Source organism: Asticcacaulis sp. P2_C5 (genome assembly GCF_056404555.1).
The window spans coordinates 54,859-80,587 of the sequence record NZ_JBFUDU010000009.1; the positions used below are offsets into that span (position 1 = coordinate 54,859).

The 25,729-nt window shown below is 59.7% G+C and carries 21 protein-coding genes and 2 tRNA genes; 3 read left to right on the forward strand and 20 right to left on the reverse strand.

The genetic code is table 11. The annotated features are described in order from the left end of the window. Positions 1-13 precede the first annotated feature (13 nt). The 15 genes from AC1DXO_RS16455 to ndhC form a co-directional block, all read right to left on the reverse strand. Complete coding sequence (locus AC1DXO_RS16455; RefSeq protein WP_476979257.1) at positions 14-1,528, reverse strand: NADH-quinone oxidoreductase subunit M; 1,515 nt, start codon at positions 1,526-1,528, stop codon at positions 14-16. 17 nt (positions 1,529-1,545) lie between these two features. Continuing rightward, entirely contained in the window at positions 1,546-3,606 is a 2,061-nt protein-coding gene (gene nuoL, locus AC1DXO_RS16460; protein WP_476979459.1) for an NADH-quinone oxidoreductase subunit L, read from the reverse strand. A 69-nt stretch (positions 3,607-3,675) separates the two neighbouring features. After that, on the reverse strand, positions 3,676-3,984 hold the full coding sequence (nuoK, locus tag AC1DXO_RS16465; protein WP_476979258.1) for an NADH-quinone oxidoreductase subunit NuoK: 309 nt from the start codon (positions 3,982-3,984) through the stop codon (positions 3,676-3,678). Beyond that, positions 3,981-4,595 carry an NADH-quinone oxidoreductase subunit J gene (locus AC1DXO_RS16470; protein ID WP_476979259.1) on the reverse strand — a complete coding sequence of 205 codons (615 nt, stop codon included), beginning with the start codon at positions 4,593-4,595 and terminating at the stop codon, positions 3,981-3,983. Before AC1DXO_RS16470 ends, nuoK begins: the two co-directional genes overlap by 4 nt. 16 nt (positions 4,596-4,611) lie before the next feature. Beyond that, positions 4,612-5,103 carry an NADH-quinone oxidoreductase subunit NuoI gene (gene nuoI / locus AC1DXO_RS16475; RefSeq protein WP_476979260.1) on the reverse strand — a complete coding sequence of 164 codons (492 nt, stop codon included), beginning with the start codon at positions 5,101-5,103 and terminating at the stop codon, positions 4,612-4,614. Next, on the reverse strand, positions 5,100-6,173 hold the full coding sequence (gene nuoH / locus AC1DXO_RS16480) for an NADH-quinone oxidoreductase subunit NuoH (RefSeq protein ID WP_476979261.1): 1,074 nt from the start codon (positions 6,171-6,173) through the stop codon (positions 5,100-5,102). Before nuoH ends, nuoI begins: the two co-directional genes overlap by 4 nt. An 11-nt stretch (positions 6,174-6,184) precedes the next feature. After that, positions 6,185-8,245: an NADH-quinone oxidoreductase subunit NuoG gene (gene nuoG, locus AC1DXO_RS16485; protein WP_476979262.1), complete on the reverse strand. Its 2,061-nt coding sequence runs from the start codon at positions 8,243-8,245 to the stop codon at positions 6,185-6,187. A 73-nt stretch (positions 8,246-8,318) separates the two neighbouring features. Further along, entirely contained in the window at positions 8,319-8,741 is a 423-nt protein-coding gene (locus AC1DXO_RS16490; RefSeq protein WP_476979263.1) for a TM2 domain-containing protein, read from the reverse strand. A gap of 8 nt (positions 8,742-8,749) precedes the next feature. Continuing rightward, positions 8,750-10,063: an NADH-quinone oxidoreductase subunit NuoF gene (gene nuoF, locus AC1DXO_RS16495; RefSeq protein WP_476979264.1), complete on the reverse strand. Its 1,314-nt coding sequence runs from the start codon at positions 10,061-10,063 to the stop codon at positions 8,750-8,752. Further along, entirely contained in the window at positions 10,063-10,728 is a 666-nt protein-coding gene (nuoE, locus tag AC1DXO_RS16500) for an NADH-quinone oxidoreductase subunit NuoE (protein ID WP_476979265.1), read from the reverse strand. The genes nuoF and nuoE overlap by 1 nt, the downstream gene beginning before the upstream one ends. Positions 10,729-10,813: 85 nt before the next feature. Further along, a complete protein-coding gene (locus AC1DXO_RS16505; RefSeq protein WP_476979266.1) occupies positions 10,814-11,224 on the reverse strand; it encodes a hypothetical protein in 411 nt (136 codons plus the stop codon). Beyond that, positions 11,221-12,435, reverse strand: a complete 1,215-nt coding sequence (locus tag AC1DXO_RS16510; protein WP_476979267.1) for an NADH-quinone oxidoreductase subunit D — start codon at positions 12,433-12,435, stop codon at positions 11,221-11,223. Before AC1DXO_RS16510 ends, AC1DXO_RS16505 begins: the two co-directional genes overlap by 4 nt. Before the next feature lie 88 nt (positions 12,436-12,523). After that, positions 12,524-13,126: an NADH-quinone oxidoreductase subunit C gene (locus AC1DXO_RS16515; protein WP_476979268.1), complete on the reverse strand. Its 603-nt coding sequence runs from the start codon at positions 13,124-13,126 to the stop codon at positions 12,524-12,526. 15 nt (positions 13,127-13,141) lie between these two features. Further along, positions 13,142-13,723, reverse strand: a complete 582-nt coding sequence (locus AC1DXO_RS16520) for a NuoB/complex I 20 kDa subunit family protein (RefSeq protein ID WP_476979269.1) — start codon at positions 13,721-13,723, stop codon at positions 13,142-13,144. Next, on the reverse strand, positions 13,693-14,070 hold the full coding sequence (gene ndhC / locus AC1DXO_RS16525) for an NADH-quinone oxidoreductase subunit A (protein ID WP_476979460.1): 378 nt from the start codon (positions 14,068-14,070) through the stop codon (positions 13,693-13,695). The genes AC1DXO_RS16520 and ndhC overlap by 31 nt, the downstream gene beginning before the upstream one ends. A gap of 364 nt (positions 14,071-14,434) precedes the next feature. Here ndhC and AC1DXO_RS16530 point away from each other — a divergent pair. The 3 genes from AC1DXO_RS16530 (at position 14,435) to AC1DXO_RS16540 (ending at position 19,109) form a co-directional block, all read left to right on the forward strand. Beyond that, a tRNA-Asp gene (locus tag AC1DXO_RS16530) sits at positions 14,435-14,511 on the forward strand. A gap of 349 nt (positions 14,512-14,860) precedes the next feature. Beyond that, on the forward strand, positions 14,861-18,115 hold the full coding sequence (locus AC1DXO_RS16535; protein ID WP_476979270.1) for an autotransporter outer membrane beta-barrel domain-containing protein: 3,255 nt from the start codon (positions 14,861-14,863) through the stop codon (positions 18,113-18,115). A gap of 82 nt (positions 18,116-18,197) precedes the next feature. Then, positions 18,198-19,109 (forward strand): endonuclease/exonuclease/phosphatase family protein, encoded by a 912-nt coding sequence (locus AC1DXO_RS16540; RefSeq protein WP_476979271.1) that lies wholly within the window; start codon positions 18,198-18,200, stop codon positions 19,107-19,109. 488 nt (positions 19,110-19,597) lie between these two features. Here the strand turns inward: AC1DXO_RS16540 and AC1DXO_RS16545 are convergent. The 5 genes from AC1DXO_RS16545 to clpX all read right to left on the reverse strand — a co-directional run bounded on the left by AC1DXO_RS16545 (position 19,598) and on the right by clpX (position 25,455). Next, positions 19,598-19,673, reverse strand: a tRNA-Val gene (locus AC1DXO_RS16545). A gap of 103 nt (positions 19,674-19,776) precedes the next feature. Continuing rightward, positions 19,777-20,052 carry an HU family DNA-binding protein gene (locus AC1DXO_RS16550; protein WP_476979461.1) on the reverse strand — a complete coding sequence of 92 codons (276 nt, stop codon included), beginning with the start codon at positions 20,050-20,052 and terminating at the stop codon, positions 19,777-19,779. 381 nt (positions 20,053-20,433) lie between these two features. Beyond that, complete coding sequence (gene lon / locus AC1DXO_RS16555; protein WP_476979272.1) at positions 20,434-22,827, reverse strand: endopeptidase La; 2,394 nt, start codon at positions 22,825-22,827, stop codon at positions 20,434-20,436. A gap of 214 nt (positions 22,828-23,041) precedes the next feature. Beyond that, complete coding sequence (locus AC1DXO_RS16560) at positions 23,042-24,109, reverse strand: class I SAM-dependent methyltransferase (RefSeq protein ID WP_476979273.1); 1,068 nt, start codon at positions 24,107-24,109, stop codon at positions 23,042-23,044. 83 nt (positions 24,110-24,192) lie between these two features. Next, positions 24,193-25,455 carry an ATP-dependent Clp protease ATP-binding subunit ClpX gene (gene clpX / locus AC1DXO_RS16565; RefSeq protein WP_476979274.1) on the reverse strand — a complete coding sequence of 421 codons (1,263 nt, stop codon included), beginning with the start codon at positions 25,453-25,455 and terminating at the stop codon, positions 24,193-24,195. Positions 25,456-25,729 lie beyond the last annotated feature (274 nt).

Below are 25,729 nucleotides of genomic sequence, written 5' to 3' on the forward strand. Positions count from 1 at the left end.
GCGAGGTCCATCCTCATCCGCCGATGACAGCGCGATAGGCAGCTACAAGCCCGTCGACACTGGCAGTGGTGAAGTTAAAAACAAAGGCCGGATAGACGCCCAGCAGCAGCGTACTGATGACCAGAGGCGTGAAGATAGCGATTTCACGCACGCTCAGGTCGGGATATTTCTTGAGTTCGTCGTTGATGACGACACCGAACATCACCCGCTTGTACAGGTTCAGGGCGTAGACCGCCGAGAAGATGACGCCCGAAGCCGAAACCAGGGCCACCCAAGTGCCCCATTGGTAGGCGCCGGTCATGGTGGTGATTTCACCGACGAAGCCCGACGTGCCCGGCAGGCCGACATTGGCCATGGTGAACAGCAGGAAGACGAAGGCATAGTGCGGCAGGAGCTTGGTCAGACCGCCGTAGAAAGCGATCTCACGCGTATGCCAACGATCATAGACAACGCCGACACAGAGGAACAGCGCGCCCGAGATGACGCCGTGGCTGATCATCTGGTAGATGGCGCCCTGGACACCCAGCTGGTTGCCGGCGAAGATGCCCATGGTGACGAAGCCCATGTGGGCGACCGACGAATAGGCGATCAGCTTCTTGATGTCGGTCTGGCGGAAGGCAACCAGCGACGTATAGACCACGGCGATGACCGACAGAGCCATGACCAAAGGCGCGAACATCTCGCTGGCATTGGGGAACATGGGCAGGTTGAAGCGGATGAAACCGTAGCCGCCCAGTTTCAGCAGGATACCGGCCAGCATGACCGAGCCGGCGGTCGGCGCTTCAACGTGGGCGTCTGGCAACCATGTGTGGACCGGCCACATCGGCATCTTGACGGCGAACGAGGCGAAGAAGGCGAACCACAGGCAGCCCTGGACCACGACGGGGAACGGCGTCCTGGTCAGCATCTCCGTCATCACCGGGATGTCGGCCGTACCCAGGGCATTGACCATATACAGCATGGCCGCCAGCATCAGGACCGATCCCAGCAGTGTATAGAGGAAGAACTTATAGGCAGCGTAGATCTTGTTCTTGCCGCCCCAGATCCCGATGATCAGGAACATCGGCACCAGGCCGCCTTCAAAGAAGATATAGAACAGGAACAGGTCCAGCGACGTGAAGACGCCGATGACCAGGGTTTCCAGCAGCAGGAAGGCGATCATGTATTCGGTGACGCGGTTCTTGACCGAAGTCCACGACGCCGCGATGCAGATCGGCATCAGGAAGGCGGTCAGAACGACGAACAGGATCGAGATACCGTCAACACCCATATGGTAGGAAATTGGTCCAAACCATTGATAATGTTCTTCGAACTGATATCCGGCAACGCCGCCTTTGAATTGCAGGGCCAGGATTGCGGTCAAGACCAGGGTGGCGAGCGTCGTCCACAGGCTGATCCATTTGGCGTTGCGGGCGATGACAGCTTCGTCGTCCTTCCGCGCCATGGCGCGTACGATCATGATCACCGCCGCGCCGAACAACGGCGCGAAGGTAATGATGCTGAGAAGATTGGGGATGGCAGGCAGCATTTGGTTTCCGTTTCCCCTTAGTGGTGCGCCAGGACGATGACGTAGGTCAGCAACCCGACGACACCGAGGAACATGACGAAGGCGTAGTGATAGACGTAGCCGGTCTGAGTCTTGACCAGCTTCTTGGCCGAGGCCAGGGCCGACCAGGCGGCGCCGTTGGGGCCCAGGCCATCGATGATCTTGACGTCACCGACCTTCCAGAAGAAGTCGCCCAGAAGCTTGGTCAGCTTGACGAAGGTGGCCTGATAGATTTCGTCGAAGAACCACTTGTTATACAGGAAGGTGTAGACCGGGCCTTCGTTCGCCGCCATCTTCTTCGGCAAGGACGGCTTGAGGATGTAGTAGTACCAGGCCATCGCCATGCCCAGCAGGGTCACGACCAGCGGCGCCAGCTTTACCCAGACTTCGGTGATATGGTGGGCTTCGTGCATGACGTGGTTGTCAGGTGCCGTGAAGATGGCGTGGCCCCAGAATTCGTGGGCTTGCTCGCCGATGAAATAGGGCGCGAAGACGAAACCGGACGCCACCGCGCCAACCGCCAGGACGACCAGCGGGGCCAGCATGATCCACGGGCTTTCGTGCGGCGTGTGAGCATGGCCATGTCCGTGATCATCATGCGCAGGCTCTGCAGCATCATGACCGTCAACGACTTCATGATGATGGTCGTGGCCATGAGCGTGGTCATCATGCCCATGTTCCCAGGTCTTTTTACCCCAGAACGTCATGGCGATCAGGCGCCAGCTATAGAAAGAAGTAAGCAGCGCGGCGAAGATGCCCATGCAGAAGGCGAACATGCCCTGCGGCGTCGTGTGCATGACCCAGGCCGACTCGATGATAGCGTCTTTCGAGAAGAAGCCGGCAAAACCGAACTGCGTATAGGGAATGCCCAGGCCGGTAATGGCGATGGTGCCGATCGTCATGACGCCGTAGGTGACCGGCAGATACTTGGCCAGGCCGCCCATCTTGCGCATGTCCTGCTCATGATGCATGCCGTGGATCACCGAACCGGCGCCAAGAAACAGCAGGGCCTTGAAGAAGGCGTGGGTAAACAGGTGGAACATCGCCGCCTGATAGGCCCCAACACCTGCGGCAAAGAACATGTAGCCGAGCTGCGAACAGGTTGAATAGGCGATGACGCGCTTGATGTCGTTCTGCGTGAAACCGATGCTGGCGGCGAAGATGGCGGTGATGGCGCCGACATAGGCGACGATCATCTTGGCCTGGGGCGCGTATTCGAACAAGGGCGACAGCAGGCAGACCATATAGACGCCGGCGGTGACCATGGTGGCGGCGTGGATCAGCGCCGACACGGGGGTCGGACCTTCCATGGCGTCGGGCAGCCAGGTGTGCAGGAAGAACTGCGCCGACTTACCCATGGCGCCGATGAACAGGAAGAAGGCCGCCAAGTCGAGCGCCGAGAAGGTGAATCCGCAGAAGTCCCACGCCTGGCCCTGGTGGGCGGCGATCATCGGGAACAGCTCGTGGAAATTGATCGTACCGAATTGCCAGTAGACGGTCATGATGCCGAGCGCGAACCCGAAATCGCCGACGCGGTTGACGACGAAGGCTTTGATAGCGGCCGCAGACGCGCTTTCCTTGTGGTACCAGAAGCCGATCAACAGGTAGGACGCCAGCCCCACCCCTTCCCAGCCAAAGAACAGCTGCATGAAGTCGGCCGCCGTGACCAGGGCCAGCATGGCGAAGGTGAACAGGGACAGGTAGGCGAAGAAGCGCGGGCGGCTGTCGTCTTCCGACATATAGCCCCAGCTATAGAGGTGGACTAAGGATGACACCGTCGTGACGACGACCAGCATGGTCGACGACAGGGCATCGATGCGGACCGACCATGCCGAGTGGAAGGTGCCGATATCGATGAACGGCAGCAGGGCGACGGTAAAGTCAGCCATCCCTCCCCAGGTGTGCTGGATAAAGGTGTACCAGCCGAGCGCGCATGACAGGAACAACAGGCCGGTCGTCACCGTCTGGGACGGAATATTGCCGATGCGGCGGCCGAAGAAACCGGCAATGGCCGCGCCGATGATCGGCGCAAACACACAGACGGTGACGACAGCGGCCATGCCCGACGTAGGCAGGCCGGCAGCGGCTTCGGTGGCGGCGTGAGCGGCGGAAACAGTGAGCACGACGATTTATCCTTTCATCATGCTGGCGTCATCGACAGCGATATCGCCGCGATTACGGAAGAAGGTCACGAGAATGGCCAGGCCGACGGCGGCTTCGGCCGCGGCGACGGTGAGGACGAACATCGCCATGATCTGGCCCTGGACATTGTGCAGGAAGCAGGAAAAGGCGACGAAGTTGATATTGACGGCCAGCAGGATCAGTTCGATCGACATCAGGATGATGATGATGTTGCGGCGGTTCACGAAGATACCGAACACCCCGATGGTGAACAGGATAGCCGAGACCGTCAGATAGTGGGCGAGACCAATGGTCATTCCTGAATTCCTTCTCCGGTCTTGGCCGGTACAACTTCGACCGAGTCCTTGCGGCGACGCGTAACCTGCTTGAAAATATCCTGGCGCTTGACATAGACGCGATGGCGCAGGGTCAGGACGATGGCGCCGACCATGGCAACCAGCAGAACGAAACCGGCGGCTTCGAACAGATAGGCGTAGGTCGTATACAGTTCGTTGCCGATCGTCTGAATATTGGTCACGCCGGGCATTGCCGCCTGCGGTCCGTTACCGGCCGCCGCCCCGCGCTCGGCGATGGCCTGGCCGACGAAGAACAGCTCGCCCATCATGACCAGGGCAATCACCGCACCCGGCGCCAGGTAGTTGGCGAAGCCCTGGCGCAGCTTGACGAAGTCGACGTCGAGCATCATCACCACGAACAGGAACAGGACGGCGACGGCGCCGACATAGACGACGATCAAAAGCATGGCGAGGAATTCCGCCCCGATCAGGACGAACAATCCAGCCGCCGAGAAGAAGGCGAGAATCAGGAACAGCACCGAGTGCACGGGGTTGCGCGCCGTAATCACCAGCATGCCGGCGATGCACGTCACCGCGGCCATGAGGTAAAAGGCTATTGCCATCAAGGTCATATCTTCACATCCTCACTCAGCGATACGGCGCGTCAAGTTCCAGGGCCTTGGCGATTTCGCGTTCCCAGCGGTCGCCATTGTCCAGAAGTCGTTGCTTGTCGTACAGAAGTTCCTCGCGCGTGTCCGTCGCGAATTCGAAATTGGGTCCCTCGACGATGGCGTCGACCGGGCAGGCCTCCTGGCACAGGCCGCAGTAGATGCACTTCACCATGTCGATATCGTAGCGTGTCGTGCGGCGCGAACCGTCATCGCGCGGCTCAGCCTCGATGGTGATGGCCTGGGCAGGACAGATCGCTTCGCAAAGCTTGCAGGCGATGCAGCGTTCTTCGCCGTTGGCATAGCGGCGCAGGGCGTGTTCACCGCGAAAACGTGGCGAAATCGGCCCCTTTTCGAACGGGTAGTTGATGGTCGCCTTGTGCTTGAACATGTACTTCACGGCGAGGAACGTGGCCCCCCAGAAGTCAAGCAGCATGGCGCCTTTGATACCTTGGAAGATGCGATTGATCACAGGGCGCCTCCGTAAACGCGGTATGCGGCGATGAGGATGACGGCGGTCAGCGAGATCGGCAGGAAGACCTTCCAGCCCAGGCGCATCAGCTGGTCGTAGCGGTAGCGCGGGACAATCGCCTTGGCCAGCGCGAACATGATGAACCAGAAGACGACCTTGACGATGAAGGTCAGGACGCTGATGGCGATGAACCAGCCGCTCTTCGGATCCATACCCAGCGGCCACGGGAAGTCCCAGCCGCCGAAGAACAGGATGGTGATCATGGCGCACATCAAGACGATGTTGGCGTATTCGCCGATCATGAACAAAAGGTAGGGTGTCGAGGAATATTCGACCTGATAGCCGGCGACCAGTTCCGATTCCGCTTCCGGCAGATCGAACGGCGGACGGTTGGTTTCCGCCAGGGCCGAGATGTAGAAGATAACCATCATGGGGAACATGATGAACAGCTTGATGACGCCCTTGCCCAGAATTCCACCGCCGCCCAGGAAGTTCCAGTTCAGGATGCCGCCGCTCTGGTGGACGACAATATCGGTCAGGTTCATCGACCCCGTCAGCAGGATGACGGTCACCAGGATGAAGCCGATCGAAACTTCGTAGGACACCATCTGCGCCGCCGAGCGCAACGCGCCCAAGAACGGATATTTCGAGTTCGACGCCCAGCCACCCATGATGATGCCATAGACGCCCAGCGACGAAATCCCGAGCAGGTACAGCACGCCGACATTGATGTTCGACACGACCCAGCCCGGGCCGAAGGGAATGACTGCCCAGGCTGCAAAGGCCAGGACGAAGGAGATCAGCGGCGCCAGGATAAAGACAAACTTGTCCGCGCCGGCCGGAATGATCACTTCCTTGAAGACGAACTTGAAGAAGTCGGCGAAAGACTGGAACAGGCCGAAGGGACCGACGACATTGGGGCCCTTGCGCATCTGCACGCCGGCCCACACCTTGCGGTCGCCCCACAGCAGGAAGGCCAGGGACACCATGACACCCATGATGACGGCCAGCGCCTCCAGCACCGTGATGATCGTCCAGCCGATCGAAGATGACCAGAAAGAAGAATCCATAATCCGTTTCCTTACTCGGCCGCGGCCTTGAGATGAGCGCCGCGCGCCGCCGAGCACTCCGCCATGGCGACGGACGCCCGGGCGATGGGGTTGGTCAGGTAGTAATCAATGATCGGCGACACAAAGACGCGATCCTTGATGTCGCCCTTGGCGCCGATGGCCTTGATATCAAAGGCCTTGCCGGCGGGCCTGACGTCGATGCGGCCGAACACCGGGTGATCGGTAATCAGTTTTTCGCGCAGGGCGGCCAGCGTATCGTAGGGCAAAGTCCGGTCGAGGTAGCCCGACAGCGCCCGCAGAATAGCCCAGTCTTCCTTGGCCTCGCCCTTCGGGAAGACGCAGCGTTCGGCGATCTGCACCCGGCCTTCCAGGTTGGTATAGATGCCCGACTTTTCAGTATAGGCTGCGCCCGGGAGGATAACATCCGCCGCCGCAGCGCCGGCATCGCCGTGGCTGCCGATATAGACGACAAAGGTCTTGTCCAGGCCCGTGGCGTCGATTTCGTCGGCGCCCAGCAGCACGAGCACGTCGACAGCGCCCTTCAGCATGGCCGTCGCATCGACCGCCTCGCCCACCGGTACGAAGCCGAGATCGAGACCCGCAACGCGAGACGCCGCCGTATGGACGATGTTGAAACCGTTCCAGCCGTCCTTGATGACGCCGCAGCTGTCGGCGATATCCGCCGCTTCCTTGAGCACCGCCGCGCCGTCATCGCCGGACAGCGCGCCGCTGCCGATCAGGATGGCCGGGCGCTTGGCGTTCTTCAGGACGTCGCGGAAGGCGTTCTTCTTGAAGTCCTTGAGGGCCTTGGGTCCGACACCGACATGGGTATAGTCATAGGTCAGATCGACGGCCTGGCCGATCAGACCAACCTGAACCCGGTTCTGCAGCCACTGCTTGCGGATGCGGACGTTGATCAGGCTGGCTTCGTGGCGCAGGTCGCTGCCGATAATCAGGATGGCGTCGGCCTGTTCGATTCCGGCGATACCCGAATTGAACAACCAGGCTTCACGCGGCGTCGATTGGCTTACCGGTCCGATCTTGGCGCCGTCCTGGCGGCAGTCGAGATTGGTCACGCCCATGCCGTAGAACAGGTCCTTGGCGGCCTTCATGGTCTCGGCGTCGCACAGGTCTCCGGCGATCACGCCGATTTTCGACGGCGCGGCGCCCCTCACCTTGGCCGCGACCAGCGACAGGGCCTCGTCCCACGACGCAGCCTGAAGTTTGCCGGCCTTGCGGACATAGGGCTTGTCGAGACGCTGGCGCGACAGACCGTCAACGGCGTAGCGCGACTTGTCGGTCAGCCACTCTTCGTTGATCTCTTCCTTGAGGCGCGGCAGGGCGCGCAAAACGGCCGGACCGCGATTGTCGATACGGATATGGGCACCCAGGGCGTCGTGGACGTCGATCGTCTCGGTCTTGGTCAGTTCCCACGGACGGTAGTTGAACGACCACGGGCGGTGGGTCAGGGCGCCGACCGGGCACAGGTCGTTGACATTGCCGGACAGTTCGGACGTCACGGCCTGTTCCAGATAGCTGGTGATCTCAGCGTTTTCACCGCGGCTGATCATGCCCATCTCGGTCACGCCGGCCACTTCTGTGGTGAAGCGGACGCAGCGCGTGCATTGGATGCAGCGCGTCATAAAGGTCTTGATCGTCGGCCCGAGGTACTTTTCCTCGACCGCGCGCTTGTTCTCAGAATAGCGCGAATCCCCCTTGCCATAGGCGACCGACTGGTCCTGCAGGTCGCATTCGCCGCCCTGGTCGCAGATCGGACAATCCAGCGGGTGGTTGATGAGCAGGAACTCCATCACACCTTCGCGGGCCTTCTTGACCATCGGGGTGTTCGTGAAGATTTCCTGGCCCTCGGACGCCGGCAGGGCGCACGACGCCTGCGGCTTCGGCGGCCCCGGCTTCACCTCGACCAGGCACATGCGGCAGTTGCCGGCGATTGACAGCCGTTCGTGATAGCAGAAGCGCGGAATCTCCTCGCCTGCCAGTTCCGCCACCTGGAGAACGGTCATGCCGAGGTCGAACTCGACCTCCACACCGTTGACTTTAGCCTTGGCCATTTGACCTATACCTCAACTTGTTGAGACAAGCCGCAGAAACGCATCACGTCTCCGAACTTTACTTTGTTTGTCGCTAGAACCACGATTTGTCCCCCGCGACATAGTCTTCGTAGAAACTCTGGTCGCTTTTCACCAGATAGATGATCAGCTCGATGAATGAGATGAACATGGTGAAAGGCAGTCCGATGACGATGAGCGAACCGACCAGCATGATGATGCCGGCGCCATTCTTGCCCAGATAGAACTTGTGGATGCCGATTGGACCGAAGAAGAAACAGAGGATGGCGGCCACCCACTTGTTCTTTTCGCCCATGGCCGTCGCAATGAGATAGACGCTGCTGGCCGTGTCGCCCTCCGGTTCGAAATCCACGGTCGAACCGGCCGGCACATAGGATGTGTCGCCCGCCAGGTCGGATGCGGAGAAGCTGTAACGCCGCCCGTCATCGCCGCTGATCAGTCCGGTCGAACCGTTGAATGTCAGAACCTTGCCCCGCATCGTGTTCCCTACTCCGCCGCTATGACGTGGCCGGTGTGGATGGCGCGACGCGAACGATAGGCGGCGATTCGCGCCTCGATCTCGGGCCGGAAGTGGCGGATCAGGCCCTGGATCGGCCAGGCTGCCGCGTCGCCCAGCGCGCAGATAGTGTGGCCTTCGATCTGGGTGGTGACTTCCAGCAAGGTGTCGATCTCGGACGGTTCGGCGTCGCCCTTGACCATGCGTTCCATGACGCGCCACATCCAGCCGGTGCCTTCACGGCACGGCGTGCATTGGCCGCAGGACTCGTGCTTGTAGAAATAGCTGAGACGGGCAATGGCGCGGATCAGGTCGGTCGACTTGTCCATGACGATGACCGCTGCCGTACCAAGGCCGGACCTGAGATTGCGCAGGGTGTCGAAATCCATGGCCAGGTTTTCGCATTGTTCGGCAGGGATCATCGGCACCGACGATCCACCGGGGATAACCGCTTTCAGATTGCCCCAGCCGCCGCGGATACCGCCGCAATGGTCTTCGACCAGTTGGCGGAACGGGATCGACATGGCTTCTTCGACATTGCACGGCCGCTCGACGTGGCCGGAAATGCAGAACAGCTTGGTGCCGGTATTGTTAGGCGCACCGAACGAAGCGAACCAGGCGGCGCCGCGGCGCAGGATGGTGCCGACAACCGCGATCGATTCGACGTTGTTCACCGTGGTCGGGCAACCGTACAGACCCGAACCGGCCGGGAACGGCGGCTTCAGGCGCGGCTGGCCCTTCTTGCCTTCCAGGCTTTCCAGCAGGGCGGTTTCCTCACCACAGATATAGGCACCGGCGCCGTGGTGGACGTAGAGATCGAAATCCCAGCCATGGACGTTATTCTTGCCGATCAGCTTGGCTTCATAGGCCTGCTTGACGGCGGCCTCGAGGCGTTCGCGCTCCAGCACGTATTCGCCGCGGATATAGACGTAGCAGGCATGGGCCTGCATGGCGAAGGAAGCGATCAGGCAGCCCTCGATCAGCAGGTGCGGATCATGGCGCATGATCTCGCGGTCCTTGCAGGTGCCGGGCTCGGATTCGTCGGCATTGACCACCAGGTAATGCGGCCGGTCCTTGACCTCCTTCGGCATGAAGCTCCACTTCAGGCCGGTCGAGAAACCGGCGCCGCCGCGTCCGCGCAGGCCCGAATTCTTGACATTGTCGATAATCCACGGCGCGCCATAGGACAGGATGTCCTTCGTCGCATTCCAGCACCCGCGCTGCTTCGCACCTTCCAGGCCCCAGTCATGGAAGCCATACAGGTTGGTGAAGATACGGTCCTTGTCTTCGAGAATTCCGACCATTACGCCTTCACCTCTGGAACCGGAGCATTGGGAATCTTGATCTTCTTGGCCGCCGAACCGTCATACAGCTTCGGATCGGTCAGGGACGTGACGCCGCCCAGCGGCTCTGACGTCTTGCGGCCGTTATAGGGGCCGGCGGCAGGCGACTTGCCGGCTGCGAAATCGTCGATGATCTGCGCCATGTTCTCCGGCGTCAGGTCTTCATAGAAATAGTCGTTGATCTGGGCCATCGGCGCGTTGCAGCACGCGCCCAGGCATTCGACTTCCTGCCAGGTGAACTTGCCGTCGGCCGACAGTTTGTCCTTGGGGCCGATCTTGGCCTTGCACACCGCGATCAAGGCGTCCGAGCCGCGCAGCATGCACGGCGTGGTGCCGCACACCTGAATCAGGGCCGCCGAACCGACCGGCTCCAGCATGAACATGGTGTAGAAGGTGGCGACTTCGAAGACGCGAATCTGCGGCATGGCAAGCAGGCGCGCAACGGCGGTGATGGCGGGTTCGGACACCCAGCCCTCCTGCTTCTGCACCAGCCACAGAAGCGGGATCACCGCACTCTGGCGGCGGCTTTCGGGATATTTATTGATCCACCAGTTGGCCTTCTCCAGGGTCGCGGGAGAAAAGGTAAAACTGGCAGGCTGTTCCTTGGCAAGACGACGTAAAGACATCAGGCCCCTCTACAAACGAAATCAGGCAGGGCTGTACACCCGAATGCCCGCATGTACATGGAAAAATAACGGGATTGCACAGGATTCATGGCTGCTGCCCCAACTTGGCGGCGCGCGCCTTGTCCCGGGCGGCGTCGATATGGCGGGCGACGGCCTTCACATAGGGCAGCCGGCGCACCACCATGCGGATGGTAACCATCGACAGGCCATAGATCATCCAGGTCGTCGTGTTGTCGAGATCCGGGCGATAGGCATAGATGTAATATTTCAGGAACAGCCCGACCAGGATGATCGGCCCGATTGCTACGCCCCAGCGCGCGAACTCGTCCTTCAGAAAACCTTTGGCGCCGCCAGGATGATATTGCCAGGCCGCACGGCTCAGCCACCAGCGAATAAGAACGACCAGCGAGATAATGACCGCCGTGATTGCCGTCGAAATGGCCAGAATATAGAGCGGATGGTGGTGACGCCAGGTGGCCTGGTCGGCTGCGGTCATCGGTCGATCTCCCCGAACACGATGTCGAGCGAGCCCAGAATGGCCGAAACGTCCGCCAGCAGGTGGCCCCGGTTCATCCAGTCCATGGCCTGGAGGTGCGGGAAGCCCGGCGCGCGAATCTTGCAGCGATAGGGCTTATTGGTGCCATCCGACACCAGATAGACACCGAACTCGCCCTTGGGTGCTTCGACACAGGCATAGACCTCGCCTTCCGGTGTCTTGAAGCCTTCCGTGTAGAGCTTGAAGTGATGGATCAGGGCTTCCATCGAATTCTTCATTTCAGCCCGGCGCGGCGGCGTCACCTTGTGATCCTGTGACAGGACTTCGCCTGGCGTTACCTTAAGCTTGTCAAGGCATTGCTGCATAATCTTGACGGACTGCTTCATCTCTTCGATGCGGCACAAATAGCGATCCCAGCAGTCGCCGTTCTTGCCGAGGACGATATCGAAATCGAGCTCGGCGTAGCATTCATAGGGCTGCGACTTGCGCAGGTCCCAGGCGACGCCCGAACCGCGAATCAGCACACCGGTAAAACCCCAGTCGAAGGCCTGCTGCTTGCTGACCACGCCGATATCGACATTGCGCTGCTTGAAGATGCGGTTTTCGGTAACCAGGGACTCGATATCCTTCAAGGCCGGACCGAACTGCTTGCACCAGACGATCATGTCCTCGATCAGTTCCGGCGTCAGGTCCTGGTGGACACCGCCGGGACGGAAATAGTTGGCGTGAAGACGCGCGCCGCAGGCCCGCTCATAGAACACCATCAACTTTTCGCGTTCCTCAAAGCCCCACAGCGGCGGCGTCAGGGCGCCGACATCCATGGCCTGGGTGGTGACGTTGAGGATGTGCGACAGGATGCGGCCGATTTCAGAGAAGATGACGCGGATATATTGCGCGCGCTTGGGGACATCGATTCCCAGCAGCTTTTCGATCGCCAGGACGAAGGCGTGTTCCTGGTTCATCGGCGCGACATAGTCGAGACGGTCGAAATAGGGGATGTTCTGCAGATAGGTCCGCGCCTCCATCAGCTTCTCGGTGCCACGATGCAACAGGCCGATATGCGGATCGACGCGTTCGACGACTTCACCGTCGAGATCCAGGACAAGGCGCAGAACCCCGTGGGCAGCCGGATGCTGCGGGCCGAAGTTGATCGTGAACTTACGATCGTCTTCCGCCTTGTGCCCGACCTGTGATGTTACATCATCTGCCATGGATAATGCCCTTATCCTTCAATACTATATTCGTTTGCCCCACCGCGCGACAGGCGCCGGCGATCGTGCCCCGTCCGGCCTGCGCCGTTCAGGTCTTAGCCTTTTCGTCACCGGGCAGCACGTATTGCGCACCCTCCCACGGCGACAGGAAGTCGAACTTGCGATACTCCTGAACCAGCTTCACCGGCTCATAAACCACACGCTTCTGTTCTTCGTCGTAACGGACCTCGACATGGCCTGTCATCGGGAAGTCCTTGCGTAGCGGATGGCCTTCGAAGCCGTAGTCCGTCAGCAGGCGGCGCAGATCGGGATGGTTCGAAAACAGAATCCCATACATGTCGAAGGCTTCGCGCTCGTACCAGTCAGCGTTTGGATAGACGCTGCGGACGCTGGGCACCGGCACGACCTCGTCGGTCATGACCTTCAGGCGCAGGCGCACATTATGATTGAGTGACAGCAGGTGATAAACGATGTCGAACCGGCGCGCCCGCTTGGGATAGTCGGCGCCGCAGATATCGATCAGTTGGTGGAAACGGTACGGCTCCTGCTTCAGCTTGGTCAGAACCTCGACAATGCGCTCGCGCTCGATCGTCAGGGTCAGTTCGCCAAACGCCAGTTTGGTGTCGACGATGGCTTCCTTGAATTCAGCCTTTGCCTTGTCGGCCAGGGACTGCAGTTTTTCGATGCTCATTGTCAATACCCTCCCCTAGCGCCGAATATTGCCGGTACGGCGAATCTTCTTCTGCAATTGCAGAAGGCCGTACAACAGGGCCTCGGCCGATGGCGGGCAGCCCGGAACATAGACATCGACCGGAACAATCCGGTCGCAACCGCGCACGACACTATAACTATAGTGGTAGTAGCCACCGCCATTGGCGCAGCTGCCCATCGACAGGACGTAACGCGGATCGGGCATCTGGTCATAGACCTTGCGCAGAGCCGGCGCCATCTTGTTGGTCAGGGTGCCGGCGACGATCATCAGGTCTGACTGGCGCGGACTGGCGCGCGGCGCCATGCCGAAGCGTTCCATGTCGTAGCGCGGCATCGACGCCTGCATCATCTCGACGGCGCAGCACGCCAGGCCAAACGTCATCCACATCAGCGAGCCGGTGCGCGCCCAGGTGATAACATCGTCGGCCGAAGCGACCAGAAAGCCCTTCTCGTTCAATTCCGTCGATACGCTTTCGAAGAACTTGTCGTGAACGGCCGGATCATACCCCTCGACGGAAGACCGCCCCGCCGAACCCGCAGGTAAAATCACTCCCATTCGAGGGCTCCTTTTTTCCACACATAGATATAGCCGAGCGCCAGTTCGACCAGGAAGATGACCATCGTCCAGAAGGCGTAATGCATCTTGTCCGCCGTCATGTCGAACAGCGACACGGCCCACGGAAACAGGAACGACGCTTCGATATCGAAGACGATGAAGAGGATCGACACCAGATAGAAGCGAACATCGAACTTCTGCCGCGCCGAATCAAAGGCGTTGAAGCCGCATTCATAGGCCGACAGCTTTTCCGTGTCGGGCGCCTTGGGCGCCATGACGAAGGCGGCGATCAGAAACCCGCAGCCAAGTGCGGTGGCGATGACGAAAAAGATGATGATCGGCAGGTAGTTCAGCAGAAACTTGGCCAGTTCGTCATTCATGAAGGGCACCTCTACGCAGCCGACGCTTTATATGTCGTTCGGGGCCGCCGTTAACCGTCAGCAGGACTCGATTCAACAGCCTATTAGACCAGTCTGTGCCACGCTTCAAACCTTTGCAGTGCAAAAAAAACGGGTTTTAGCGAAATTATTGCTTTTTTAGATGCCCTCTGCGGCAAAATGCCCGTGCCTTGAATTGCTTATGAAAATCACTCGCAATTAATTCAAACCATCCCAAATTTTGTCAGAATATTCGCGACAACGCGCTTGACACCCGAAGACGCCCGAACTATCAACCGCACCTCCAGACGCCGCCGCTGACTACGGCATTCGAAAGCGTCCGGAACCAGGGAATGCGGGTGTAGCTCAGTTGGTTAGAGTATCGGCCTGTCACGCCGAGGGTCGCGGGTTCGAGTCCCGTCACTCGCGCCACCCCTGCCTGAATATCAGGCACACGGTGGCAATCGCATTCCCAATCCTTCTTTCATATCCGGAAACTAAAATTCTGCCCTTGCGGGGCATGGAATATCCGTGACTCGCGGCCGGGAATCATGGCGCTCTTCGCGCGTGCGGCCTTAATTAAGCCCTCTTTATTTTCAAATTTGCCACAAAACCGGCATGCCTAACGGCAATACCGCCGCAACTGTGCCGCAAACCGTGCCGGAACCCTTTTCGCGGCGGATATTTAAGGCTAAGAGAGACGCTGCCATACGACAGCGGCGACATACATGTCCCGCCGACTACTCATCGAGACAAGAGCACCCCAGGGAAGCTTAACCAAATGCGCAAAAACCGACTTCTGACCGCAACCGCCCTCAGCATGACGCTTGCGGCCTTTAGCCTGACAGGTCATGCCCTGGCCGCCACGACTATTTCGACCGCCACGACGGCGCCGGTAAAGACGTCGGTGACCGGTGACCTGACGGTCGACAGCGCGGGCTCGATCACCCTGACGACGGGGACCGCCGTCACGGTGGACTCCGACAACGACGTCACGCTCAACGGCAAGATCGACATGGCCAAGTCGGCCGCCGGTTCGACCGGTATCCTGGTCGACGGCGGGCGTACGGCGGATCTGACCATCAACGCCGCTATCACGGTGACGGATGATTTCACGGCGACCGATTCGGTCAACACGGATACGATCCTCGATGGCCCGTTCGCCGACGACAAGCAGCGTTACGGCATCCACTCGACGGGAACGACGCCGTTTATCGGCAATGTCGAGATAAAGAGCGGCAGCACCGTTACCGTCTCGGGCCAGAACTCTTACGGCGTCCGCTTCGAGAACAACGTCCAGGGCGCTTTTACCATGGACGGCGCCATCGCAATGGAAGGCGACAACAATAAAGGTGTCTCTCTTGAAAACGGCGCAACCGGCAAGGTCTATCTGTCGGGCTCCATCGGCACTCACGGCACCGGCGGGTCAGCTGTGTCGCTGAAAGGCGACTTCGGCAGCAATGTCCTGATCGACGGCACCTATACGGGCACCGGCTACGCCACGGTCGATGCGCTCAACGCCGACGCCCTGGCCAAGGTGCTCGCCACGCCAGCCGACCTGCTGCAAACCGGTGTCTTGGTCGATATATCCGGCAATGTCTCAAAGGGCATCCTGATCGGCACCACCCAGGCCAATAATGTCGACACCAATACCGACGCCAACATCGACAGCAATCCGGACGAAGACGGCGACGGCACGCTCGATTCGTCCCAGTCGGTAGCCAACCTCGCCAACTATGGCGAAGCCGCTGCCCTGCGCGTCGCATCGTCGACTCAGGACCTGACGATCGGCGGCCTCGAATATGCCAGCACGGCCGTCACGCCGCCGGCCTACAACTATGCCCTGTCGATTCGCGGCAATGTCAGCGGTAACGGCGTCTATTCGGGCCGCAATGCCCTGGCCGTGCAACTTGGTGGCCTCGGTCACGCCGTGAACCTGGCGAATGGCGTGCAGATTTCGGGCACGGTTTCGGCCAAGGCTGTCGGTGCCACCACCCCGACCACGGCGACCGCCGTTTTGTTCGCTTCCGGCGCCACGACCCCGCGGCTTGATGTTGACGGTGTCGTCCAGGCAACGGGCACCGTATCGCTCACGCCGGTAACGTCGGGCACCACGACGACCTATACCGTCGGCCCCGTGTCGGTTGTCACCGTTGATATCGCGAGCGGCGCCACCCTGCCGATCATCAATGTCAACAAGAGCTCGGCTATCTATGCCACATCGGTCGGATCGACCAATCCGACGACCATTGCTATCCGCGACAAGTCGGATACCCTGACCAGCATCACCAACCGCAACGTTATCACGGCATCGGTCTCGGCCAGCGACAATGACGGCGACGGCGTCGCAGAAGCGATCACCAACCCCGGCATCGCCATCGATACCCGGACCAACACGCACGGGCTGACCCTGACGCAGATCGATGTTGCGCCGACCGACAGCGATGCCGACAAGGCGATTTCGCCGCCTAATATCACCGGCGACATCCTGCTGGGTTCCGGCGACGACGTCATCTCGGTCCAGGGCGGCAGCGTTACCGGCGCTGTCGATTTCGGCGCGGGCGTCAACAGCTTCGCCCTGTCGGGCAAGTCGGGCTATATCGGCAAGATGACCGGCGCCGGCACCGTTGCGTTGAATGTTTCCGAAGGCACCATGGTGCTGCTGTCGGGCTCCAAGCTGAACACGACAACGGTCAATGTCGGCGCGACCAGCACCCTGGCCATCTCACTCGACACCGACCATCCAACCGTCCCGGTCCTGACCGGAACCGGCGCTGTGGTGTTTGCCAACGGCGCCAAGCTGAACCTGACCACGAACAAGCTGGTCACCGCGCCAACCACGTTCAAGATTCTCACCGGCAGCAGCATCGATCTCGGCAATATGGCGACAGGTACGCTGGACGGCTTCATTCCCTACCTCTACCATGCGGACCTGACCAAGAACACCGGCAGCACGGAGCTGTCGGCCAATTTCCGCCTGAAGAGCCAGTCGGAAGCCCTGTTCTCGGACAACCAGTACGCGGCCTTGACACCTGTCCTGTCGGTCCTCGCCGGCGACGCCGGTGCGACGTCGCAACTCCTGTCGCAAACCAACAAGGAAGGCTTCGACCGGATTTTCAACCAATACCTGCCCGATTATTCCGGTGAAAACCTGCTCGACCTGTCGCTGGGTTCCAGCTCGCTCACCCGGTCGCTGGGTTCACTGACCCTGGTTCCGCGGGTCGGCGGCCAATACTGGATCCAGGAATACGGTTACCACACCGAACGCGGCTATTCCGATACCGCAGGATTCAAGTCGACCGGCTTCAGCTTCGCCGGCGGCCGCGAATCCGAAATCTACGGCAATCAGACGATCGGTGTTTACCTCTCCTATACCTCGGCGACCCCGGCGGACACGTTCGCCATTGCCCAGGAAGAGATGGTCAATTCTGACGTCACGGTCGGCGGCTACTGGCGCCTGTATACCGGCGCTTTCAAGGGCTGGGCCCACGCCGGTGTCGGCTATACCAACTTCGAATCGACCCGCCAGAGCGCTGACCTCGTCCACATGTCCAAGGCCAAGTGGAACGGCTACTCGACCAGCGCCGGCGCGGGCGCTTCGGTGGATTACAAGCTGGGCGGCCTGGGTGTGACGCCGACCTTGCTCGCCGACTACTATTCGCTGAAGGAAAATGCCCGCACGGAAACCGGCGGCGGTTCGCTGTTCGACCTGACGGTCGACGAGCGAACCAGCCATCTGCTGTCCTCGACCGCCATGGTCAACTTCAGCTACGGCAAGGGGTTCATCAAGCCGGAACTGTGGGTTGGCTACAAGCAGAACATCTCCGTCGAGCTGGCCAACACGACCTCGCATTTCGGTGCGGCGGGCACGCCCTTCACACTGACAGGCGGCAATCTCGAAGGTGGTGGCCCCATCGCCGGCTTCCGCCTGTCAGCCGACAATGAATGGAGCTATTTCGGCCTGGAAGGCGACTACGAAAAGCAGGATAACTATAGCAACTACTCGGTTGCCTTGCGGACACGCTTCCAGTTCTAATCGTTGATTTTTTATTCATCGTAAAAAGCCGCTGCGATTCCAGTCGCAACGGCTTTTTCAATTTTGATGGCCGCAGGCGAATATGCACCAGGCGCATAGACTCACGCTCACGCTCACGCTCATCCTCATCCTGGTCGGCCTGTTCCTCGCCGTCTCCGGCACCTTCGTGGACTGGCAGGGGGAAATGCTGGCGCCGTTCCGCCTGCAACTGTTCCTCGCCACGGTCACCCTCGCGGCATTTGCCGCCGGGCTGAGGTTCCCTAGGCTTGCCCTCGTTGCGGCAGCTGTAGCGGCCCTGGACGCCACGCCCATGACCTTCCGCCTCATCGGACGCGCTACCCTGCCCGCCCCCGCCTCTGCGTCCCTCAGCCTCGTCTCCGCGAATGTGCTGTGCGACAGCACGGCCTATGATCGCGTCCTGGCCATGGTCCACCGTGAGCAGCCCGATGTCTTCGTCGGGATTGAGACCACGCCCGACTGGATTACGCGCCTGGACACGCTGGGCGTCGACTATCCTTACCGTTTTACGCCGGCCGAACTCGGGGTTTTCGGACTCAGCCTTTATGCCAAGGCCCCTTTTGACGCCAGACTACTGCATGTCGGAAACCGCGGCATGCCGCTGATCCGGGCAGAGTTCGCCACCTACATCCTGTATGTCGTCCACACCATGCCGCCAGCCCGGCTCCGGCTCGAGGCCGACAACCGACTGTATCTGCGACAACTGGCAGATATGGCCGGACAGGAGACCAAGCCCGTCGTCCTGGCGGGCGATTTCAACACAACCCTGTGGTCGCGTAATATGGCGCCGTTGATCGAAGATCGCTGGCAGTGGCCGCTCGGCTCCGGCATGGCCTATAGCTGGCCCACCCAGCGTCCCTTGATGGCCATTCAGATCGACCAGGTCCTGACACATGGCTTTAAAGCCGGAACCTATCGCACGCTTGGCGATGTGGGATCGGATCATTTCCCGGTGAGGGCGGATTTGCAGTTTTGAAAATTACCAGAGGCGCTTTTTGGCAAAAGCTTGGCCAGAGCCGGATTTGAGATAGGTCTCGAAATCCAGCGCCTTCTGGTGGGTGTCGAAGGCGATGTACGTTATGAGCGCCCAAGGCTTGAATTTTGCCGTGTAAGGGCTGCCGCCGGCATGTGGGTACTGAGGCGGGTTTTCAGGTCTTCGGTCTGACCGATATAGGTTTGTTCGGGGAAGGGTATGCTGCGAAGGAGGTAGACGTAGTACATATGAGCCTGCCCCGCCTGAACGTATACAAACATATGTAGGTAAGTAAGAGGCGCGCTGCAACGTCCCCCTTCGCTCTCATTTCCTTTGCTAAGCTCAGGAAAGAGCTTCGGGCGACATGCCTTCGCCGAAGGAAGCCTTCGTGTGGCACTTCTGCGCTTGGCAGATTCTTTTGCTTTCTATCCGAAGATGTCTGTGCGTGGCCTGCCACCCGAAGCCTTGGCGAAACCTATGAAGGCGGAGGGTGGTGGGCGATGACGGGTTCGAACCGCCGACCTACTCGGTGTAAACGAGCCGCTCTACCAGCTGAGCTAATCGCCCCTATCAAGGGAGGTCAGGCTTTGCCAACTACCCCCATAAAAGTCAAGAGACGTTTCCACACCAGGTGGAAACGTCCCCAAACTTCTAGGCCTGGACCTGAACCTTAGTTCAGGGCGCCCTTCAAGCCTTCACCAACGCGGAAACGCGCAGTGACGCTGGCCGGACGCTGGACGGTTTCGCCCGTGCGCGGGTTACGCGCCGTGCCGGCTTCGCGCTTGACGGCGAGGAAGGTACCAAAGCCCACGAGGCGGACGTCGTCGCCCTTCTTCAGGGCGCCCACAACGCTGTCGGTAAAGGCGTCGAGCGCCTTCTTGGCTTGATCCTTGGTCAGACCGGCCTGATCGGCGATGGCGGCCACGAGTTCAGCTTTTGTCATTATATTTTCTCCCTTACCCATTTTAGGGCGGTTAGCTCGAGCATCCCCGCAGCACGTTGCCAGGCAAGGCTTTGAGTCGCCCACGGGTGAGGCCGATAGAGACTACAAAATTTAACGCCCGTCAAAGCAATAAATGCCGTTTATTGCACTGCAAACCGTGTTTTTTTAAGGGTTTGCGCGTTTTCACGTCGTTTTTACCGATCCCTTACAGCAAAAGGGCCGGAACTGAACCGTCCTGTACAGTCAGGACGACCCAATTCCGGCCCAAAGCCTTACAGGCAAGGGAACTGATTCTTTTTCCGCTCAAGCGCCGCTTGGCTCGCCGAATCACCGGCGACGGGCGGTCGCCCTTGCCAACGCCAGAGCGTTGGAGGCCGGCATCGATCAGTGCGCGGTGGCAGCTTCACCGTCGTCGACCGACGGCGTAGCCGTCGCGACGATGACCGGTTCGATCCATTCCACCGGCGTCAGCGGCTTGGTCAGGGCGTGTTTCAGAACGTCCTCGACCTGGCCGACGGGGATGATCTCGAGCCCCGACTTGACGTTGGCCGGCAGGTCGATCAGGTCCTTCTCATTCTCTTTCGGAATAAGCACGGTCTTGATACCTGAGCGCAGCGCCGCCAGCAGCTTTTCCTTCAATCCGCCGATCGGCAGGACGCGGCCGCGCAGGGTAATTTCGCCGGTCATGGCGATATCCTTGCGCACCGGAATGCCGGTCAGAACCGAAACCATGGCCGTGACCATGGCGACGCCGGCGGACGGACCGTCCTTGGGGGTCGCACCTTCCGGCACGTGGACGTGGACGTCGGTCTTGTCGAACACAGGCGGGATGATGCCGAAGCGCGGTCCCAAAGCCTTGACGTAGGAATTGGCCGCCGAAACGGACTCCTTCATCACTTCCTTGAGGTTGCCCGTCACCTTCATCAGGCCCTTGCCCGGCATGCGGATGGCTTCGATGGTCAGGATATCGCCGCCGAATTCCGTCCAGGCCAGACCCGTGACGATACCGACCTGGTCGGTCTCGTCGGTTGCGCCATAGTGATACTTCTTGACGCCGGCATATTTGGCCAGGCGTTCATCGTCGATGGTGATCGAGGTAACGCTCTCACGGACGAGGTCACGGATGACCTTGCGCGCCAGATTGCCCAGCTCGCGCTCCAGGGAACGGACGCCGGCTTCGCGGGTATAGTAGCGGATCAGGTCGCGAATGGCCTTTTCCGGCACCACGAATTCTGCTTCGGTCAGGCCGTGATCCTTCATCAGATTCGGCAGGACGTGGCGCTTGGCGATCTCGACCTTTTCATCCTCGGTATAGCCGGGGATGCGGATGATCTCCATCCGGTCGAGCAAAGGCTGCGACATGTTCAGGCTGTTGGCCGTGGTGACGAACATGATCTTCGACAGGTCGTAATCGACTTCGAGATAGTGGTCGTTGAAGGTCGAGTTCTGCGCCGGATCCAGGACTTCGAGCAGAGCCGATGCTGGATCGCCACGCCAGTCGGCGCCCATCTTGTCGATTTCGTCGAGCAGGAAGAAGGCGTTGGTGGTCTTCACCTTCTTCATCGACTGGACGATCTTGCCAGGCATGGAGCCGATATAGGTTCGGCGGTGACCGCGGATTTCCGATTCGTCACGCACGCCGCCCAGCGAAATACGCACGAATTCACGGCCGGTCGCCTTGGCGATCGACTTGCCGAGCGACGTCTTGCCGACGCCCGGAGGACCGACGAGGCACAGGATCGGGCCTTTCAAAGCGCCCATACGCGCCTGGACGGCCAGGTGCTCGAGGATTCGCTCCTTGACCTTGTCGAGACCGTAGTGATCGCCTTCGAGAATATCTTCGGCCTTCTTCAGGTCGATGGCCTTGGGCTTGGTAGCGCCCCAGGGAATCGACAGCAGCCAGTCGAGATAGTTACGAACAACCGTGCTCTCGGCCGACATGGGCGACATGTGGCGCAGCTTGTTCAGCTCGGCCATCGCCTTGGTGCGGGCTTCCTTGGACAGCTTGGTACCCTTGATCTTCTTTTCGAGCTCGGCCAGTTCATCCTTGCCCTCGTCCTGTTCGCCGAGTTCGCGCTGAATGGCCTTCATCTGCTCGTTGAGATAATATTCGCGCTGGGTCTTCTCCATCTGGCGCTTGACGCGCGAGCGGATCTTCTTCTCGACCTGCAGCACGGAAATCTCGCCCTCCATCAGGGCGTAGATCTTCTCCAGACGCTTGGTGACCGAAAGCTGTTCCAGCAGGTTCTGCTTGTCGCCGATCTTGACGACCAGATGCGCCGAAATCGAGTCGGCCAGGGTGCCGGGGTCGGAAATTTCCGCAATGGCCTGAAGGGCCTCCGGCGGAATCTTCTTGTTCAGCTTGATGTAGTTTTCAAACTGTTCCGAAACGGCGCGAACCAGGGCTTCCAAGTCCGGACCTTCCGACAGGGCGGCTTCCAGGACATAGGCTTCGGCTTCGTAATAGCGTTCGGTGGCGACAAAGCGCTTGATGCGCGCCCGCGCCTTGCCCTCGACCAGGACCTTGACGGTCCCGTCGGGCAGTTTCAGTAATTGCAGCACATTGGCCAGCACGCCGATTTCATAGATGGCATCGGTGTCGGGATCGTCATCGGACGAATTCTTCTGGGTGGCCAGCAGGATCTGCTTGTTGCCACGCATGACCTCGTCCAGCGCATGCACGGACTTCTCGCGGCCGACGAACAGCGGCACCACCATATGCGGGAAGACGACAATGTCGCGCAGCGGCAGGACAGGAATGGTCAGGGTTTCTAGCATGTGTACTCCTCGCACAAGACTCAGCCGCCGCTTAACGATAGTTTAAAAGCCTACGCGCGCGTACTCAACAGAGTCTTAACAATCAGGGCGCCTCGCCAGTGACATGGGGACAAATAGGTCACGGTTTATCGCTTCGAGACTGATGTGGTGCGGCGCGTCGAAAAGTTCAAGACAGGGTTCGGAACAGGCAGCCTGACGGCTGCATAATATAGCCTTACCTCACAAGTCCGCTTTGTTCAAACCAGAAGCTGGCACCGCCCGGTGCATACTGTTCATGCATGAAGGCGGTCAAGGCCGCGTGATTGTACTGCATATGATAGCGGCTGCTGAACAGGGTGCGTACACGCGGATTTTCGAGCATATAGGCGTATAGCAGATACTGTTCGTTCCAATAGGCCTGGTGTTCGCGCAACATGTTCACCGGCAAGGTGCCGGGAAGATATATGTCATGGGCGTGGACGGTAATCGATTTGCGGATTTCCGGCAGGATACGCAGGTAGATGTGCAGAACATCCGAGTCGTGCTTCACCGTATGGGTCGAATCGATAAACAGCATATCGCCGTCTTCCATCCGGTCATTGAAGAAGGCGCTGTCCAGGTCCTGCGCCCGTTTCCGGACCAGGTCGATATCGCTAAGGCCCGGCAGGTAGTCCAGCGGATAGGGCTCGACGGCAATAATTCGGCCGAAACCATTCTTCGCCACGGCCATGCGCGCGACAAGGGTCGAGGCGCCGCTGCCGATCTCGATGATGGTTTTCGGCTTTTTGAGTCGGATCATGGAATAATAGGCCGGCGCATCGGAGAAACCGAAAGCGACGCCTTCCCAGGAATAGGTCGAAGCGTCGGGCGCGGTCACAGGCGCCGTAAACTCCCCCGCGAACGCTTCGAGTTCCGCCAGGCAGGCTTTCATGAACTCAGGGTCTGGAAAAACCTTGTCGAGCTTGAGCTTCGATGGCGTCGCGAAACTGGCTTCAATTTCGGCAACCGTCGGCACCTCCGAATAAAAGTCGGCGCGCGTCACCGTCACGCCGCGATCCTGCAACGCCTTGCGCAGGCTGGATGGCGAATAGATAAGCCTGTTGAGGGTGACCGCGAGGTCGACCAGCTCCGTCTTGTCGTAACACGGCACATCGTCTGGCAACCACGTCCCCGCCTCGATGGTCGACAGCATGGCCATGGTTTTCGCCATCGGCATTGAAGGCGGTGGATTGGGCAAGCCCAGCCGGCGGCCGACACCCCAGTACAAACGCGAAAGTGCGCCCTTCAGACGTGAAGGGCGCACTTTGTTTTCTGTCTTATCGGGCAAGGCTAGGCTCACAATTCGAGGGCATCTTGACCGCAAACTGGCCGTTTATAGCCTGCAGGTCAAGCTGCGCCGCCACCCGAACGCTTTTCGCTGTAGATAAGCAGTGGCGAGGCGCGTTCCTCGACGACTTCCGCATTGATCACGACTTCTTCGACGCCCTGCATATTGGGCAGTTCGTACATCGTGTCGAGCAGGATGCCTTCCAGGATCGAACGCAAGCCGCGGGCGCCGGTCTTGCGAATGATCGCCCGTTTGGCAACGCTCATCAGGGCTTCCGGCGTGAAGTTCAGCGACACGTTTTCCATCTCGAACAGGCGCTGATACTGCTTGATCAGGGCGTTCTTCGGCTCGGTCAGAATCTTGACCAGGGTCACTTCATCGAGGTCTTCCAGGGTCGCCAGGACCGGCAGACGGCCGATGAATTCCGGAATCAGGCCGAACTTCATCAGATCGTCGGGCTCGACATTACGCAGGATTTCACCGGTACGACGTTCTTCCGGGTCCTTTACCGAGGCGCCGAAACCGATGCTCGTGCCCTTGCCGCGGCCGGAAATGATCTTTTCCAGGCCGGCGAAAGCGCCGCCGCAGATGAACAGGATGTTGGTCGTGTCGACCTGCAGGAATTCCTGCTGCGGATGCTTGCGGCCGCCCTGGGGCGGAACTGAGGCAACCGTGCCTTCCATGATCTTCAGCAGGGCCTGCTGCACGCCTTCACCCGACACGTCGCGGGTGATCGACGGATTGTCGGACTTGCGCGAAATCTTGTCGACTTCGTCGATATAGACGATGCCGCGCTGGGCGCGTTCGACATTATAGTCGGCGGCCTGGAGCAGCTTCAGAATGATGTTTTCGACGTCTTCACCGACATAACCGGCTTCGGTCAGGGTCGTGGCGTCCGCCATGGTGAAGGGCACGTCGATGATACGCGCCAGAGTCTGGGCCAGAAGTGTCTTGCCGGAGCCGGTCGGCCCGATCAGCAGGATGTTCGACTTGGCCAGTTCGACATCGTTGCCCTTCTGGGCATGGTTCAGGCGCTTGTAGTGGTTGTGCACCGCGACCGACAGGACCTTCTTCGCCTGGCCCTGGCCGATGACATAGTCATCCAGGACTTCGCGGATTTCCTTGGGCGTCGGCACACCATCCTTGGACTTGACGAAGGCGATCTTGTGCTCTTCGCGAATGATATCCATACACAACTCAACGCATTCATCGCAGATGAACACGGTCGGCCCGGCGATGAGTTTGCGCACCTCGTGCTGGCTCTTTCCGCAGAAAGAGCAGTAGAGGGTGCTTTTGCTGTCGCCTGTCGCGGCTTTCGTCATATGCTTTTTTCACCTCAAGTTGCGGAAAAGGCGATGTTTTTCGGTCACCGTTCGCCGCACAATTTTCGGTACCATAGGCCTTTATCCCTTAATAAAGCCTAATGCCGTACCATCACAAATACCAATCGCCCCGATTGATCCCCATTTATGCACAGTTTAGAGCATGCCTCAACCGCGCCGTCCGATCAATATGTCGCTGATGCCACCCATATGGGGTGAAAAGCGTGGAAGAAAAGCCACAGTCGGCCTAAGTTAAGAGAAATCGTGTCATCCC